The 15,334-nt window shown below is 72.5% G+C and carries 16 protein-coding genes and 1 pseudogene; 6 read left to right on the top strand and 11 right to left on the bottom strand.

What is annotated here, in order from left to right:
* Window positions 1–107: 107 nt before the first annotated feature.
* From ACWGH0_RS24730 to ACWGH0_RS24720, 3 genes are all read right to left on the bottom strand, one after another.
* Window positions 108–683 (bottom strand): hypothetical protein, encoded by a 576-nt coding sequence (locus tag ACWGH0_RS24730; protein WP_453406407.1) that lies wholly within the window; start codon window positions 681–683, stop codon window positions 108–110.
* A gap of 14 nt (window positions 684–697) precedes the next feature.
* Window positions 698–919 carry a hypothetical protein gene (locus tag ACWGH0_RS24725; RefSeq protein WP_453406406.1) on the bottom strand — a complete coding sequence of 74 codons (222 nt, stop codon included), beginning with the start codon at window positions 917–919 and terminating at the stop codon, window positions 698–700.
* A gap of 289 nt (window positions 920–1,208) precedes the next feature.
* Window positions 1,209–1,826, bottom strand: a complete 618-nt coding sequence (locus ACWGH0_RS24720; RefSeq protein ID WP_453406412.1) for a DUF2278 family protein — start codon at window positions 1,824–1,826, stop codon at window positions 1,209–1,211.
* Between the two features lie 160 nt (window positions 1,827–1,986).
* Between ACWGH0_RS24720 and ACWGH0_RS24715 the strand changes: the two genes are divergently transcribed.
* The gene (locus tag ACWGH0_RS24715; RefSeq protein WP_453406405.1) at window positions 1,987–2,904 is read left to right on the top strand and encodes a DUF6891 domain-containing protein; all 918 of its coding nucleotides are present in this window, start codon (window positions 1,987–1,989) and stop codon (window positions 2,902–2,904) included.
* Between the two features lie 129 nt (window positions 2,905–3,033).
* Here the strand turns inward: ACWGH0_RS24715 and ACWGH0_RS24710 are convergent, their stop codons facing one another.
* The 3 genes from ACWGH0_RS24710 to ACWGH0_RS24700 all read right to left on the bottom strand — a co-directional run bounded on the left by ACWGH0_RS24710 (window position 3,034) and on the right by ACWGH0_RS24700 (window position 6,500).
* Window positions 3,034–3,918: an ANTAR domain-containing protein gene (locus ACWGH0_RS24710; protein ID WP_453406404.1), complete on the bottom strand. Its 885-nt coding sequence runs from the start codon at window positions 3,916–3,918 to the stop codon at window positions 3,034–3,036.
* Between the two features lie 300 nt (window positions 3,919–4,218).
* Entirely contained in the window at window positions 4,219–5,421 is a 1,203-nt protein-coding gene (locus tag ACWGH0_RS24705) for an NAD(P)/FAD-dependent oxidoreductase (protein ID WP_453406403.1), read from the bottom strand.
* 134 nt (window positions 5,422–5,555) lie between these two features.
* Window positions 5,556–6,500, bottom strand: coding sequence for an RNA polymerase sigma-70 factor (locus tag ACWGH0_RS24700; RefSeq protein ID WP_453406402.1), 945 nt, complete (start codon window positions 6,498–6,500; stop codon window positions 5,556–5,558).
* 161 nt (window positions 6,501–6,661) lie between these two features.
* On the opposite strand from ACWGH0_RS24700, the gene ACWGH0_RS24695 reads away from it, so the two are divergent.
* On the top strand, window positions 6,662–8,065 hold the full coding sequence (locus ACWGH0_RS24695; RefSeq protein ID WP_453406401.1) for an FG-GAP repeat domain-containing protein: 1,404 nt from the start codon (window positions 6,662–6,664) through the stop codon (window positions 8,063–8,065).
* 121 nt (window positions 8,066–8,186) lie between these two features.
* On the opposite strand, the gene ACWGH0_RS24690 is transcribed toward ACWGH0_RS24695, so the two are convergent.
* From ACWGH0_RS24690 to ACWGH0_RS24675, 4 genes and pseudogenes are all read right to left on the bottom strand, one after another.
* Window positions 8,187–9,359, bottom strand: a complete 1,173-nt coding sequence (locus tag ACWGH0_RS24690; RefSeq protein ID WP_453406411.1) for an RNA polymerase sigma factor — start codon at window positions 9,357–9,359, stop codon at window positions 8,187–8,189.
* Window positions 9,360–9,367: 8 nt separating this feature from the next.
* Window positions 9,368–9,775: a YciI family protein gene (locus tag ACWGH0_RS24685; RefSeq protein WP_453406400.1), complete on the bottom strand. Its 408-nt coding sequence runs from the start codon at window positions 9,773–9,775 to the stop codon at window positions 9,368–9,370.
* A gap of 202 nt (window positions 9,776–9,977) precedes the next feature.
* On the bottom strand, window positions 9,978–10,583 hold the full coding sequence (locus ACWGH0_RS24680; protein WP_453406399.1) for a hypothetical protein: 606 nt from the start codon (window positions 10,581–10,583) through the stop codon (window positions 9,978–9,980).
* Window positions 10,584–10,902: 319 nt separating this feature from the next.
* A pseudogene (locus ACWGH0_RS24675) lies at window positions 10,903–11,084 on the bottom strand (DUF1062 domain-containing protein); the annotation flags it as partial.
* An 87-nt stretch (window positions 11,085–11,171) separates the two neighbouring features.
* Here ACWGH0_RS24675 and ACWGH0_RS24670 point away from each other — a divergent pair.
* The 3 genes from ACWGH0_RS24670 to ACWGH0_RS24660 all read left to right on the top strand — a co-directional run bounded on the left by ACWGH0_RS24670 (window position 11,172) and on the right by ACWGH0_RS24660 (window position 12,978).
* Complete coding sequence (locus ACWGH0_RS24670) at window positions 11,172–11,519, top strand: STAS domain-containing protein (protein ID WP_453406398.1); 348 nt, start codon at window positions 11,172–11,174, stop codon at window positions 11,517–11,519.
* Window positions 11,520–11,800: 281 nt separating this feature from the next.
* Entirely contained in the window at window positions 11,801–11,983 is a 183-nt protein-coding gene (locus ACWGH0_RS24665) for a hypothetical protein (RefSeq protein ID WP_453406397.1), read from the top strand.
* 239 nt (window positions 11,984–12,222) lie between these two features.
* Window positions 12,223–12,978: a VOC family protein gene (locus ACWGH0_RS24660; RefSeq protein ID WP_453406410.1), complete on the top strand. Its 756-nt coding sequence runs from the start codon at window positions 12,223–12,225 to the stop codon at window positions 12,976–12,978.
* A gap of 307 nt (window positions 12,979–13,285) precedes the next feature.
* Here ACWGH0_RS24660 and ACWGH0_RS24655 read toward each other — a convergent pair whose 3' ends face one another.
* Window positions 13,286–13,702 (bottom strand): CBS domain-containing protein, encoded by a 417-nt coding sequence (locus tag ACWGH0_RS24655; RefSeq protein WP_453406396.1) that lies wholly within the window; start codon window positions 13,700–13,702, stop codon window positions 13,286–13,288.
* Between the two features lie 333 nt (window positions 13,703–14,035).
* Between ACWGH0_RS24655 and ACWGH0_RS24650 the strand changes: the two genes are divergently transcribed.
* The gene (locus ACWGH0_RS24650) at window positions 14,036–15,286 is read left to right on the top strand and encodes a hypothetical protein (RefSeq protein WP_453406395.1); all 1,251 of its coding nucleotides are present in this window, start codon (window positions 14,036–14,038) and stop codon (window positions 15,284–15,286) included.
* The last annotated feature ends 48 nt before the right edge of the window (window positions 15,287–15,334 follow it).

Below are 15,334 nucleotides of genomic sequence, written 5' to 3'. Positions count from 1 at the left end.
CCGGGGAAGTCTTCTCCCCGGACGCACCGGCCGTACTGACCATTCAGTTGTCGTGCCGCTGTGGCGCCGCCGGTCGGACTGGGCAGCGGGCACCGGCGGGGGCCGGATCAGCGTGCCGTACCAGCGTTCGCCGTGTGCCCCTTCGCCCGGCCTTCCGGACCGTCGGGCCCGGCTGGGGGTTCGGGTCCGTCCGGCGAGGCGGCGATCCAGGCGTTCAGTTGTTCCGGCGTGGTCGCCGGGTCCGCGACCAGGGTGGCGAGGGTGTCCTCACGGAAGGTCGCGGTGCTCACGGCCGGACACCGGTGGCAGGCGGAGACCCCTGCCTGCTGCCACCACTGGCATCGTCCGCGCAGGTGGCACCGTGGGACCGATCGCTCCTCGCGAGCCGGCGGCAGCGTCCGTACCCGCTCGACGAGCGTGCAGTCGTTGCCCCGCCGGTGCGCGCACGCGGACACGCAGTGCGAGGCGAACCTCAGCACGCGAGTGGGCTCGATGCCCGCCGGGACCACGCCCAGCACCTCGGCGGCCGGGACCGGTCGGTCCAGGTACACGACCTGCCCGTCCTCACCGGACCGCACGCCGAGCACCTGCGACTCCGGCCGGTCCGCGGTCCCGCTGGGACACCAGGTGACCGGATCCTGTTCCGGCCCCTTCTCGCAACCGTCGCGTCGCGCGACTCCCACGGTGCCCACCGCCGTCAGCTCTCGACCGACTCGGCGACCTTCTGGCCGACCGGGTCACCGAGCGTGCCCGTCTGCGTCGACTCGAGGGCGACCGCCTTCGCCACGTGGGCTTGCAGCTCCTGTACGGAGCCGATCCGCTCGGCCGTGGCGGCGCTCGCCGGCGCCGCCGCCGCGACAGCGATGCCGACGGCGATCGCCGCCGCGGCGCCGCCTGCTGCCAGCCGGTTCTTCTTCATGGGCACTCCCGTTGCGAAGAGGCGCAGCCGCGGCCACTCCGCCGCTGTCCGCCGGAAACCGACGGTAGGACTCCGGCCCCGGACGCGGCGGCAGTCGGCAGCGGCAGTTCCGCGCCTCCCCGCACACGGCGACGGTGCCTGGCCTCCCGGGCGAACCGTCGGTTCCACGCCACCGAGGTCTGAGTACGAAGAGCCGGACGAACTGAGTACGTCGTCCGATGCCCCGCCACTCCCCCGCCGCTGGAATGGGAACCATGATTCCCGACGCGTCCCGGCGCATCACCATGCATCACGTCACCAGCACCGGCACGGCCCTGGCCGCGACCCTGCTGCCGCTTGCGGTCGGCGTACTGCTGGCCAAGACGATGGCCGGCGACCCCATGGCACCGGTGGACGCGCTGATGACCAGCGGGGGGCACCGTGCGCGCGTCTCCCCCGCGGAGTGGAGGAGGTGCGGCAGGAGCGCACTGTCCCAGTGGAGGTCCGGGACGAAGGCCGACGGTCCCCACAGCCCTGAGCGGCCCGGGCGTCGTTCGCTCGCGCCACTGTCCGTAAGACGGGCAGCGCGGCCGACGAGGCAGGTCGGCGAGGTCCAGGCCGGGTGACCGTCGCCGTCCGTGCGGTCGGCCTGAGTGGAGAGCCTGGGGAGGAACACGTCGAAACGGCCGTCGGGCCGTCGGGCCGTCGTCGCTCGGTCCTGCCGGATGCCGTTCTCGTCCCACCCCTGGCTGCCGAGCGGGTCACCCTGGTTCTGGTGGACGTTGTGCATGCCGAGACCCTGGCCGAACGGCTCGCCGAAGATCATGACCAACCGTCCGGCGACCAGGACGGGTTCGAGTGCCTGCGCGGCGTCCAGGTTGGTTCCGGAGGTCCACCGTTGCGGCTGGAACGACCGGCTCGCGGGCAGAACGGCCTGTCGACACTCTCATGCCGCTGTCGCACTCGTCCGGCGGCGCGGAGGCGGGAACCACCGGAGCTACGCCGCCTTCGACAAGGCACCGGCCCCCGCACCGGGCGCGATTCGGCACGGGCCCTCCGTTGTCAGAGGCGTGTGGGAGAGTTTGGGCATGCTGGAGATCGCGGTGAAGACGGAGAACTGGGAACGGCACGTCCGCGTGTCCGTCGACGAGCTGGCCGGGCTTGTCCGGCGCATCGGTGGTGACGGCGACCGCTTCCTGGTGGTCCAGCGGATACCCGACCTGCCCGACGTCTTCACCCAGGTGTGGCACGAGACCGGCGGCTCGTACACACTTGAGCACCGCGACGGTTCCGCCGACCGGCACTTCCAGGCGATGACCGACAGTGCGGAGGCCGTGATAGCGGCGATGACCGGCTGGGCACGCCAGGAGTCCGGTTGGGAAGCCGGGGTGGAATGGGCTCCGCTGGACATGGGCCCGGCCCCCGACGTTCCGCCGCTCGACCTCGGTGCGGACCAGCGTGCGGAGTTGGAGCAGCGCGTCCGCGAGGTGCTGGTCGGCGGCTACGCCTCCCGTGCCGAACTGGCCGAGGTCGCCGAGGAGTACCTGGTCACAAAGGACCACCGGCCCGTCTCGCGCGAGCAGGCGCAGGCGCTCGCCGACCGGATGTGGCTCGAGCGCGTCGCGGAACAGGCCGCCTGGCAGGGCGAGACGGACCCCGAGCGGCTCACCCGCGCCTTCACCGCCTTGGAGGAGGCGGGCATCACGGCCAGGGAGAACTTCAGCTGCTGCCGTTCCTGCGGCGACGCCGAGATCGGCGCCGAGGTCGCACCCGGTACCCGGGGCTTCGTCTACTTCCACACCCAGTGCACCGACTCCGCCGCCGCCGGCCGCGGTCTGACGCTGCTCTTCGGCGGCTTCGACGACTCGGAGGAGACCACGGCGGCGGTCGGCCGTGAAGTGGTGGCCGCGCTCGACGGTGTTGGTCTGAGGACCGACTGGGACGGTGACCCGGGTCGGGCCCTGCACGTGACCCCGCTCGACTGGCGTCGGCGCCTGGTGGGCTGACGGGCGTCGCTCGCGCGCGGTTCCGGGCCGGCGGCCGGGTGCAGGCCGCCGAGGTCAGGTCACAGGGGGCGCCGGGCCGGTCCGGGCGCCGCTCGGCTGCGCGCACCGCCGCCTCGCGCCCGGTGAGGGTCAGACCGCGGTGCGGGCGATGCGGTGCAGCTCCTCGAGGGCGTCCCGTACGACGGTGTCGCGGTGCCACGTCAGCCACCGGCCCATCGCCTGTCCGGTGGCCTCGAGGGCCCGCATCTCCAGCCGGGTGAAGCCGGTCAAGGGGCGCGCGTGATGGGAGGAGATGACTCCCCGTACCGACTGGCCGTCGCTCAGCGGGACGCTGTGGCACGCGCGGCTGCCCGCCTCCAGGATCGTGCGGCGCGAGTCCTCGTCGAACACCTCCGCCGTGGCCACGTCGCGGACGGTGACCTGTTCCTTCCCCGCGGCGGCCTGCGAGCACGCCGTCGTGGGTCCGTCGACGAACGCGAAGAAGTCGGTGAACTCCTTCGGATGACCGGTGTGCTTCTCCAAGCGCAGTCCCGAGCGATCGGCCACCTGCACGTTGCCCATGTGGGTTCCGGCGATCGTCAGGACCCGTCTCAACGCCGCCCCCAGTACCGCGCCCTGGTTCGCTCCGGCGCCCTGGTCCACGTCGACGCCGGGCAAGGGCGGAGGCGGGGTGGACGCCCGGCGCGGGAACCAGAGGTGCGCGTCGGGATCGGGGCCGGGCACACGGCTCAGGGCGTCGGCGAGCTGGTGCAGCTTGATGTTGGCGTGCTGCGAGGCCTGCCGCATGAGGGCGAACGCCTCGTCGAACTCGCGCAGGCCGTAGCGTTCGACGAGGATGCCCTGGGCCAGTGCGATCGCCGGACGGGTACGGGCCCTGCCGCGCAGATCGGCGTTCTGCCGGCGCAGGCGTTCCAGTTCGGCGCGCAGCTCCTCGACGGGCTCCTGCGCCTGCGGGGCCGTCGACGTCCCGGCCGCCGTCCTCCCGTACGGCACAACTGTGCTCTCCTGCGTCATGCGTGACCTCCTGGCAGCGGACCCGATGCCCGCAGTGCTTACCGGAGCAGGGCACACGCCTGACACCACGACAAGGGCGACACACGTCGCCCACTCCATCACGCTACGGGGCGTGCCTGCTTCCCAAGCACTCACCAGACCCTAACCACACCGCCCACCCCGCGCGCCACCCCCACCGGCGCCCCGGTGAGAGGGGGTGACGGGCATCACGGCGTTCGCCGGCCCGGGCGAAGAGGAGACCCGCGGGGCCCGGACAGCGGTGCGGCGGGCGCCCGGGTCGGGCGCCCGCCGCAGTGCGCTTCAGGCCGAAGCCGTGAAGGGCGAGCGGGCCGGGGCCGCCTCCTGTACGACGACGCGGCGGCGGCGAGTCGGCAGCCCGAGGGTCGGGTTGGCGACGCCCCAGGCCGCCCCCTTGCAGATCAGCTCCTTGTAGACGGCGGCGAGCCGGCCGGTCAGGGCCGCGTTGACGGCCCGGTCGTCGGCGGTGACGTACTGGATCAGCCCTTCCTTGCGGCCCAGCGAGACGCACTGGTTGAAGTAGCGGATCGCGATCCTGGGCGGCTTCCCACCGGTCAGGCGCGCCGCGATGGCGTCGGCGGCCTGCCACGCGGTGGGGGTGCCCGAGGCGCACGACATCCGCAGCGGCTTGTCACCGGGGCCCATCGCCATGGCCGCGTCCCCGACGGCGTACACGTCCGGGTGCGACACCGAGCGCATGGTCCCGTCGACCACGATCTGGCCGGTGTCGGTGACCTCCAGAGCGGTGGCCCGCGCGATCGCGTGGACCGCGAAGCCGGTGGTCCACACGGTGACCGCGGCCGGGACGGCCCCGCCGTCGGCGGTGATGACACGGTCGGCCTCGACGCCGGTGACGGCGACGTGCTCGTGCACGGTGATGCCGAGCCCGCCGAAGACCTTGCGCAGGTGGCCGCGGCCCTTGTCCGAGAGCCAGTCGCCCAGACCGCCGCGGGCGGCCACGGCGACGTCGAGGTCCGGGCGGGCCTCGGCGATCTCGGCCGCCGCCTCCACACCGGTGAGTCCGCCGCCGACGACGACCACGGGCTGCCCGGCGTCCAGACCGGCCAGACGCTCGCGCAGCCGGAGCGCTCCCGCCCTGCCGGCGATCTCGTGGGCGTGCTCGGCGGTGCCGGGCACGCCCTGGTCGTTCCAGCCGCTGCCGAGGGCGTAGACGAGGGTGTCGTACGCCAACTCCTCGGCGGTGCCGGTCGCGTCGACGACGGCGACGGTCCTGCGGTCGACGTCGACGCCGGTCACCCGCGCGAGCTTCAGCTCCACGCCGGTGCCCCGGAACATCTCGTCGAAGGGCCGGGGGGTCAGGTCCTGGCCGGCCGCGAGCTGGTGCAACCGGACACGCTCGACGAAGTCGGGCTCTGCGTTGACGAGGGTGATGGCGACATCGTCACGGTGCAGCCGCTTGGCGAGGCGGCCGGCGGCGGTGGCTCCGGTGTATCCGGCGCCGAGGACTACGATGCGGTGCTGCATTTGACTGCTCCTGTCTGCGCGTTCCGCCCTGTGTCTTACGCGGATTCACCCCTTGAACCGGGCAGCCCGCCGTTTCCTGACACGACCCCGATGTGAAGCAGCTCACATCCCGACCGGGGTTCCGGGCGTCGCGGTCAGAAGGCGTGGAACAGCGGTTCCCCGTGGTCGGCGGCCGCCCACCGCTCGGTCGCGCGCCCGAGCTTGTCCGGGTTGACCTGGCTGCGGAACGCGGCGATACCGTCCGGGGTGATCTCCGGGCACATGACGCCGATGACCCGGCCGTCGATCACCGCCACGACGGCGGGTCCGCCGTTGGCGCTCGCCATGTGGATGGCGGGCGAGCCGCCGGCCAGCGCGCGCTTGGACCGTGCGGGCTTGAACAGGCCGCGCATGAACTTCGCGACCGCCACGGCGCCCTCGAACGCCCTGGCGCGGGCCGGGACCTTCCCGCCGCCGTCGCCGATCGCGACGGCATCGGCGGTGAGCAGCCGTACGAGCGGCTCGGTCTGCCCACTGGTGGCCGCGGCCAGGAACTCCTCGACGATCCGCCGGGCGGCGGCCTCGTCGATCTCGGTGCGGGTCCTGCCGTCCGCGATGTGCTTCCTCGCGCGGTGGAGGATCTGCTGGCCCGAAGCCTCGGTGATGTCGAGGATCTCGGCGATCTCCCGATGCGAGTAGCCGAACGCCTCACGCAGCACGTACACCGCCCGCTCCTTGGGCGAAAGCCGCTCCATGAGCGTCAGGACGGCGTACGAGAGCGACTCCCGCTGCTCGAAGGTGTCGGCCGGGCCGAGCATCGGGTCGCCTTCGAGCAGCGGTTCCGGCAGCCACTGGCCCACATAGGACTCGCGCCGCGCGCGGGCCGACGTGAGCTGGTTGAGACACAGGTTGGTCAGCACCTTCGTCAACCACGCCTCGGGGACGTCGATGCGCTCGATGTCGGCGGCCTGCCAGCGCAGGAACGTCTCCTGCACGGCGTCCTCGGCCTCGCTCACGGAGCCCAGCAGGCGGTAGGCGACAGCCTCCAGACGGGGCCTCGCGGCCTGGAACCGGTCCACGTCCTTCGTCGTCAGCGACATGACCCGGATCCTAGCCCGGCCCTTCCGGAGACTGTCGGCGGGCCGGGTACCGGAGCCCGGTGGCACGGTCGCGCCGCCGGCATGGCGGTGTACGTCCCAGTCCCGTAACAGGAGGTGCCCGACCGTGGATCCGTCGGCCGGGCAGAGGTCTGCTGTGGACCATGAGACGAAGTCCCGGACGCCTGGCCACCGCCTGCGTCGCCGTGTCGCTCCTCGCAGGGTGCGGCGACGACCAGCCGGCCGCCCGTGAACGCCCCCCGGCGACGGGCCTCGCCGTCGTCACACCCTCCGCGTCCCCACCCGTCCCCCGGGGCAAGGGCGGCGAGCTTCCCGACGACGTCAACGGGGACGGTTACCCCGACCTCCAGATCCCCGTCCGGTCCGACACCCGGGTCGCCTTCGTGTACGGCTCGCGGGCCGGGCTGAAGCCGGAGGTACGTACGGTGCTGGGCCGCAGCGACTTCGGCTTCCCCGTGGACCCCGGACAGCAGGACCCCGATTACATCGCGGGGGTGGCCACAGCCGATCTGGACGGGGACGGCTTCCCCGACTTCGTCGGCTCCGCGATCCGCGAGCGCGACGGGAACGAGCGCAATCCGGCCGGACCGGCCGGGGTCGACCCCTACATCGCATGGGGCACCCCCGCGGGCCGCCCGGAGCCCGGCCTTCGAGCCACCCGTGTCGCACTGCCGGAGGTGTCCGGGCGCGGCGAAGCGGAGCCTGCCGCGGGCGACTTCGACGGTGACGGTCATGCCGACCTCGCGCTGGACTCCGGCCGCTCGCTGAGCCTGTTGTACGGTCCGTTCGACCGCTCGGGCCGCCCGGCCCGCACCGGCAGCCGTCCCCTCGCACAGCAGCAGCGGGGCCGGCCCGTCGCCGACCGGATGACGGCCGGCCGGGCCACCGGCCTGGTGGTGAAGTACGGCGACGACGGCGAGCAGAGCGGCTCCCTGTACTTTGCCGCCGGCCCGGACGGCATAGCGTCCACCGGGCGGGAGTTGCGCGCCGGCAACGCCCTCGCCTTCGGTGACTTCGACGGCGACGGCAGCCGCGACCTCGCCGTCGCCGACGACGGAACCTCCCAGAACGAACCCGACACCGAAGGCACCGCGCCGTCGGTCCGCGAAACGGTCACCGTCCACTTCGGCGGCGGCCGGGAGACCGTCGCCTTCCGCGTCCCGGGCAGTCGCGGCGTGGCCGCCGCCGACACCGACGGCGACGGCCGCGACGAGCTGGCCGTGGCCGCCAACCGGCGCCCCAGGTCTTCCGGGTTCGGACAGGAGTTGACGGAGGTGATCGGCCTCGACCGCTCCGGTGTGCGGAACCGGCGCACGCTGCGACGCACCATGCCGGCCCGTGTCGACGGCGCGAAGGTGCGCGAACACGCCCGGGCCGCTTGGCTGTACGCGGGCACGGACCTCGACGCCGACGGCAAGGACGAGATCGTCCTCAAGTGGGGGGCGGCCGGCATCTTCGCCCTCTACGGCCAACAGCCCACCCACTGGTGGATCACGGACGGCCGCTCGGACCTCGCCGTCTTCACCACCGCCCCCTACACACGGTGACGTCGAGGCGGCCGACCGGGCTCGTGCGGCCGGTCACGCACCCGTTGTGGTCCTGCCCGTGCAGGCGGGCGGCGGCCACAGCGCCGATCCCCCTGCCGCCCGTCGATACGAGCGGGGCCCGTCAGCCGCGCCCGAGGGCGTTGAGGCGGGCGGCCCGGCGGGTGAGGTAGTCGCGCTCGGGGAGGTTCGGCGCCTTCTGGGCCGCGTCGGCGTACAGCCGCGCAGCCGTCGCCAGGTCGCCGTCACGCTCGTGCAGGTACGCCGCCACGGCGGCGTAGCGGGGCAGCGCGGGATCCAGCGCCGTGAGCGCCGCAAGACCGGCACGTGGTCCGTCGGCCTCGCCGACGGCCACCGCGCGGTTGAGCCGGACGACCGGGCTGTCGGTCAGGCGGGCGAGCTCGTCGTACCACTCGACGATCTGCACCCAGTCGGTCTCCTCGGCGGTGGGTGCGTCGGCGTGGAGTGCCGCGACGGCGGCCTGGGCCTGGAACTCGCCCATCCGGTCGCGGGCCAGGGCCGACTGGAGGATCCCGACGCCCTCGGCGATCGCCCCGGTGTCCCACCGGCCGCGGTCCTGCTCGGCGAGCGGCACCAGGCCGCCGTCGGGCGTGGTCCGTGAGGCGCGCCGGGCGTGGTGGAGCAGCATGAGCGCGAGCAGCCCCGACACCTCGGGGTGGTCGATCACGGTGGCGAGCTGCCGGGTCAGCCGGATGGCCTCGGCGGCGAGGTCGACGTCGCCGGAGTAGCCCTCGTTGAAGACCAGGTAGAGGACCCGCAGCACGGTGGCGACGTCGCCGGGCTGGTCGAGCCGCACCCCGGAGACCGTGCGCTTGGCCCGGCTGATGCGCTGCGCCATGGTCGCCTCCGGCACCAGGTAGGCCCGGGCGATCTGGCGGGTGGTGAGCCCGCCGACGGCGCGCAGCGTGAGCGCGACCGCGGACGACGGGGTGAGCGACGGGTGGGCGCAGAGGAAGTAGAGCTGCAGCGTGTCGTCGACGTCGGGCGCGGGCCCCGGGGCCGGTTCCACTTCGACCAGATCCTCGCGCCGGCGCCGGGCGGCGTCCGCCCGCGTCGCGTCGAGGAACTTCCGCCAGGCCACGGTGACCAGCCAGCCCTTGGGGTCCCGGACGGGGGCGCCCTTGCTCGTGTCCGCGGAAGGGCCGGCCGGCCACACACGGACCGCCTCGACCAGCGCGTCCTGTACGGCGTCCTCGGCCGCCGCGAAGTCGGCTCCGCGGCGGACGAGGATGCCGAGCACGCTCGGCGTGAGGCTCCGGAGCAGCGCCTCGTTCATGGCAGAGCTCACTCCGTGATGGTGGGCGGCGCGGTGAGGAACGGGCGCAGTTCGAGCCACTCGTGGATCGGCTTCCCGCCCGCACCCGGCGCGGCCGATAGCTCCCCGGCCAGCTCGACGGCGCGCTCGTAGCTGTCGACGTCGATCACCATCCAGCCGGCGATGAGGTCCTTGGTCTCGGCGAACGGGCCGTCGGTGACCGGCGGCCGCCCTTCACCGTCGTACCGTACGAACGTCCCTTCGGGGGCGAGGGCCTGCCCGTCGATGAACTCGCCGGTCTCCTCGAGCCGGGCCGCGAAGTCGCCCATGTACTTCATGTGCGCCGCGATCTCCTCCGGGGTCCACTTGTCCATGGGCACGTCGTTGACGGGGGCCGGAGCGCCGCGGTAGTGCTTCAGCAGCAGGTACTTGGCCATCGTGTCTCTCCTCGGTGCTGGTGCGACCCATTGTGGCCGCCTTCACCCCGGGGACGGAGCCGGCCACGGGTTCTCGACATCGCCGGGGAAAGTTTTTTTCTGGCTGTCGAGTACGCCGAGGACAAGCCGGCGCGCGCCGCGCCCGGCGGCCGGCTCCGGGGAGCGGCTCCGGCCGGGGCTCGGTGGAACCGCCGAGCGGGGCTCAGTAGAGCTTGCCGACAGCGGTCACCGTGGCCGCCTTGAAGTCCGCGACCTGCGCGTGTGCGAACGTACCCATCTGCGCCCACCGGACGTACGTCACCGTCCTGCCGTCCCGACCCACCGAGAACAGGCTGACGTCGGAGGAACCCCAGTCGGAGACGGTGTGCAGGCCGTGGACGGTGGCGCCCTCCTCGACGTTGATCTTGCCGTAGCTCTTCTGGGTCGCCTTGATGTCCGGGTTCTCCGCCATGAGCCGCTCGGCGCAGTCGGCGATCTTGCGGCGCAGCAGCGCGGCGAACGCCTTGGCCCGCTGCTCGTCGCGCTCGACCACGGTGACCTGCGAGCCGTTGGTGTCGTACTCGGTCCAGAACTCGCGGTGGCTGGAGATGGACGGCAGCGCCTCCCCCACGCAGACCGGCGGGTGCTCGGGCTGTCCGGCGGTGACGGGGCCGGCGTACCAGGGCGAGGTCGGGTGGGGCGGCAGCTCGTTCGGCTCCAGGAACCGGGGAGAGCTCGCCGCCGTCGCCGGGGCGGCGGCAAGTGTGACTGCGGTCGCGGCGGCCAGCGCGGCCATCACGAGCCGGGTACCGCGTGTGCGGACGTTCATGATTCCCCCATGCGTTGCTGTCGGGACGACCGGGTGCGGGGACGGGCTCAGTCGGGCGTCCCGCCGGACCACTGCCGGTCATTACACCGTGTACGACCCGCTGAAGGGCGCTTCCGTTGCCCTGCCCCCTTGCTACAGCTACGTCACGAATGTCACCGGACGGCAACGGGGCACCCTTTGCGGTCACTTCGGCGCCCGGCGCGACGTTTCATCCAGCGGTTTCGTGGGCCGGGCCTGTCGTCCGGCACCGCGCCGGCCGGACGTGCTCAGGGCCTGCCCGGCGGATCCTGCCCGACAGGCCCCGGGGCCCGACGAGGGATCAGCGCTTGAGTGTGAAGGTGAAGTCGCCGGAGAGCCTGCCGCTCAGCCGGACTGCCGAAACGATTTCCCCTCCGTGATCAGCCTCTCGACCTCGGCCCCGGCCCGCGAGAGGCCGCGGCCTTCAGCGACCAGCCGCACCGGACGGACAGGGATACGCGCCGGGAAGCGGACCGATTGATCGCGGTACGCGCCCTTGATGTGGCCCGATACGCGCATATGCACGTGCGTGGGAAAATGGGCGAAGGGGATTCGGCCAGGGAGGCTCAGATGGCAGCCACGGTAAAGCCCACCGAAGGCGCCGGTGCACGAAGCGTCATTCTGGCGCCGGTCGAAGGAGGCCGAGCGCGGCTGACTCTGTCGGGGGAGATCACCGGCCCGCTCGCCCGACAGATCGAAACCTGCCTGATGACGGGCGAGGTGCAGCACGTGCGCGAGTGGGTGCTCGACGTCCGCAGTGTCGACACGCTGGACCTGATCTGCGCCTTCGCGCTCGTCAGACCGCTGCTGTACACATCACCGCCTGCGCGGATCGAGGTGGTGGGCGCCACGGAACACATACGCCGGACGCTGCGGCAGACCGGCGCCGAAGACCTCACGTACCGCGACGAACGCTGACCGCTCGGCGCCCGCCGCGCCTTCTCTCACCAGCTCTGCCGCACGACGATGTCCCGCCCCTGGGACCCGGGACGATCTCCGGCTGCCGCGCACCGCACCGCACCGGGTAGACATGAGCCTCATCTTGTCAACTTAACTGGTGCGAGGTATATGAATGGCGTCGGCATCAGAAGGCACGTGACGGACGTCGAACCACCGCACCGCAGTGCGGGGCGCGGCCCATGCCCGGTGCCTTGTGGTGCCCGCCCGGGCCCGCCCGGCCCGTCGTACGAGACGCCCACATGCGAAGGGAGAACATGATGTCCGCACTGGCCTGGCTGCTCATACCGCTGATCGCCGCCGTCGGTGTGTCCATTTGGGCCTGGTACGTCTCGCGGCCTCGTCCGGCCGACGTGTGGACCGACGTGCGACGCCACGACCGCCTGCGCGCCGGCTTCGAGCGCATCGTGCCGACCGCCGCGTGAGCGACGTGTCCGGCTGATCGTCCGCCCGCGCCACCCGGGACGCGAGATGCGTCCCGGGTGGGCGGGGGCTGCGCGGTGCTCCACCGTGGCGCGCCTTCGTGCCCGTGGTGGATCGGCGCGGTACCTGTTGTGTCGGTGCGGCCGTCCCAGGGACGTGCCGGCCGGCGTCGGGGAAGGGCGGAGTCGTGACGGAGGTTTCGACGGAACAGGTCTTCGGTGCGCCCTGCTGGGTGAGTCTGATGGCCCGGGACCTCGAGTCGTCGCAGCGCTTCTACGGACGCGTGCTCGGCTGGAGCTTCCGGCCGGGGCGGCTCGGTGAGGGCCTGTCGGTGGCCGAACTGGACGGCGTGCCGGTCGCGGGGGTCGGCGCACTGGCCGGGGTTCTCGGGGTGCCGTCGGCCTGGACGCCGTACTTCGCCGTCCGTAACGCGGATGCGGCGGCGGCCCGGATCCGCGAGCGCGGCGGCACGGTCGCGGTGGGCCCGGTCTCCGTCGAGACGGGTGGCCGGGGGGCTCTGGCCGCCGACCGCGACGGTGCCTCGTTCGGGGTGTGGCAGGGGTTCGTGTTCTCGGGCTGGAGGATCGGGGAGCGTCAGGCACCGGCGTGGCTCGAACTCCGCACCCGTAACGCGTTCGATGCGGCGATCTTCTACGGCGAGGTGCTGGAGTGGACCACCGGCCGGTCCCACTGCTGCGAGGTCTCGTACGAGGAGGACCAGGTCGTGCTGCGGAGCAACGGCGAACCCGTGGCGCGCTTGAACAGCGGTCCCGTGGAAGTCGCCGCGCTGACGCCACACGCCCGCCCGCGCTGGTACGTCTACTTCCGCGTCCCCGAGTTGGAGCCGGCCGTCGAGGCGGCCACCGCACTCGGCGGAAGCATCGTTTCGGAGGTCACCTCCAGTGCCACCGAGCGGTGGATGACGCTGCGGGACCCGGACGGAGCCCTGTTCACGCTCACGGCCGGCACCGGGGAGGCGCCCCCTGTGCCGCGGTGACGCCGCGTGCGGGCGGGAAGCCCGGTCGCACCCACCCTCGCGGGCCGCCGGTCGTGTACGCGCCCGAGCGCCGGCCGGCACCGGTCGGCGCGGTCGGTGCCTTACATCGGGCTCCGGCCCTCGCGTACATCAGCGCGGGACCGAGGCTTCGACCGGCAACACCCCGTCGGTCGGGCCCCCGGCCGACGGGGTACTGATCGCCGCATCACCAGCGACGGCGTACTGCCCCTCAAGGGGGGCAGCACAGCGGCGGACCGTGGTCGCGGGGCCGGCCGCGTCGGATCACACCGACATGCTGGACGTGCGGTCAGTCGGTGGAGAGTGCTTCCACGAGGTCACCTACCTTGGGCTCGGGCAGGGCACGCGCGACGTCCGCCTGTGCCACCATGCCCACGAGGTCGTGTCCGTCGATCACCGGCAGACGACGCACCTTGTGCTCCGTCATGGTGCGCAGGATCTCCTCGGCGTCGTCGTCCGCACCGATGGTCACTGCCTCGCCCTGCGCCAGCTCGCCCGCCGTACAAGAGGCGGGGTCCTTGCCGGCGCCGAGGACCTTCACCACGATGTCCCGGTCGGTCAGCATGCCCTTCAGCTTGTTGTCCGTGCCGCAGATCGGCAGGGCGCCCACACCGAGGTCCTTCATCTTGCGAGCGGCGTCCAGGACAGTGTCGTCCGCACCGATGCACTCGGTTCCGCCGGTCATGATCTCTCGCGCCTTCGTCATCGCGCAGCTCCTTCTTACGTACCACGCCGTACGCCATGGTGGCGACGGCCACTGGATCCGACCTGCCCCGTGTTCCCCAACTCCCGGGCCCGTAACTGTGCCGTGCGGGATCCACCCGGAACCCGGCTCACAAGGGACGGTTTCCGGCCCCGCCGGCCGTCCGGCTGTGCGCCTGCGGAACCCCCGTCGCGACTCTCGGTTCCGACTGCCGCCTGCCGTACGCATTGCGCCTGTTCCCCGACCATGTCCGCGCAACCCAGCGCAGCCGCGCCCCGAGCGATGTGGTCGGAGAGGATGAGGGCCGGAACAGGCAAGCGGCGAGGGGTGGCGTTCATGTACAGGCCTGCGCGAACCGGGCACAGGGGCACATGGGCGGCTGTCGCCGTGCTGGCCTCGGTGCTCGCGGCGGCGGGGTGCGGCGCTGACTCCGAGCCGGCCGCCTCTCGCGGCGCCGGCTCCGCCGACGCGGCGGACACCGGCGGCGAGAACGTCCCACCGAAGGCCGCCGCGGACGCCCTTACCTGGGAGTTCGAGCACATTGCCGAGTACAGCGGCAAGTTCACGGATGTCGCCGCCCTCGCGGCGGACGACATCTGGGCAGTCGGGACGGAGAACAACGGCAGGGCCAACTCCCACTTGCTGCACTACGACGGTTCGCGGTGGAAGCGCGAGCCTCTGCCGGAGGCTCTCGGCGCCACCGTCCACCCGCCCGTACTCGAAGCAGTCGGCGGAGAAGCCCTGTGGTTGCGGTCGCAGGGCTCCGCCGACGGCACCGCCGGCAACTCCTGGGCTCAGTGGGACGGCACCCGCTGGTCCGCGGTGCCGAACCCCCCGTCGGGCCAGGTCGGGGACTTCGAGGCCGCTGGCCCGGACGACATCTGGGCGCTTACGGGCGAGCAGTCCGCCCAGCACTGGGACGGCACTCGCTGGGCCACGACCCGGCTGCCGTACCGCGCGTCCGACCTCGCCGTGGTCGCAACGGACGACGTATGGGCGGTCGGCAGCCGTTCCACGGGCCCCGGCACCGAACTGGGGTACGGCGAGCGGTACAGCCAGCCCGCCTCGATGCACTGGGACGGCACATCCTGGAAGGCGGTGGAGACTCCACAGGCCCGCTTCGACGAGCCGATCCCGCCGGAGCCCGGCGCCGGCCTGGGCCAGGTCTTCGCGCTCGACGGCGGCGAGGTGCGCGCGTACGGAACCAACAGCTACAACCACGGCGAGGTCGAGAACGAGCCGGACGACGAATTCATCCAACTGCGCTGGGACGGCGGGAAGTGGGTCGAGCTGAAGGCCGCGCCCGCCGGGTGCACTCGGCGGATTCCTGTGGGTCAGGACGACAAGGGCCTGTTCCTCGACGGCAACTGGTACCTGACCGACGGCGGCCGGTGCGTCAAGATCAAACGTCACCGCCTGCCCGCGGCGACCGGTGCCCGCGAGGGCTCGAACCAGTCGCTCTGGCTGGAGGCAGTTCACCGGGTTCCCGGCACGAACGAGTGGTGGGGCGCAGGACACGTCCAGGTCAACCAGTCCGGCGATCCCTTCGGTGCTCCCGTCCTCGTCCGGCTGAAGCGCGGAAGCTGATCACTGCCACGCGGATGCCTGTGACCGGCCGCCCGAGCTGGTCGGCGC

The organism is Streptomyces sp. NPDC054887 (assembly GCF_053610585.1).
The sequence above is the reverse complement of the archived record's forward strand: the minus strand, read 5'-3'. Positions and strand labels throughout refer to the sequence as shown.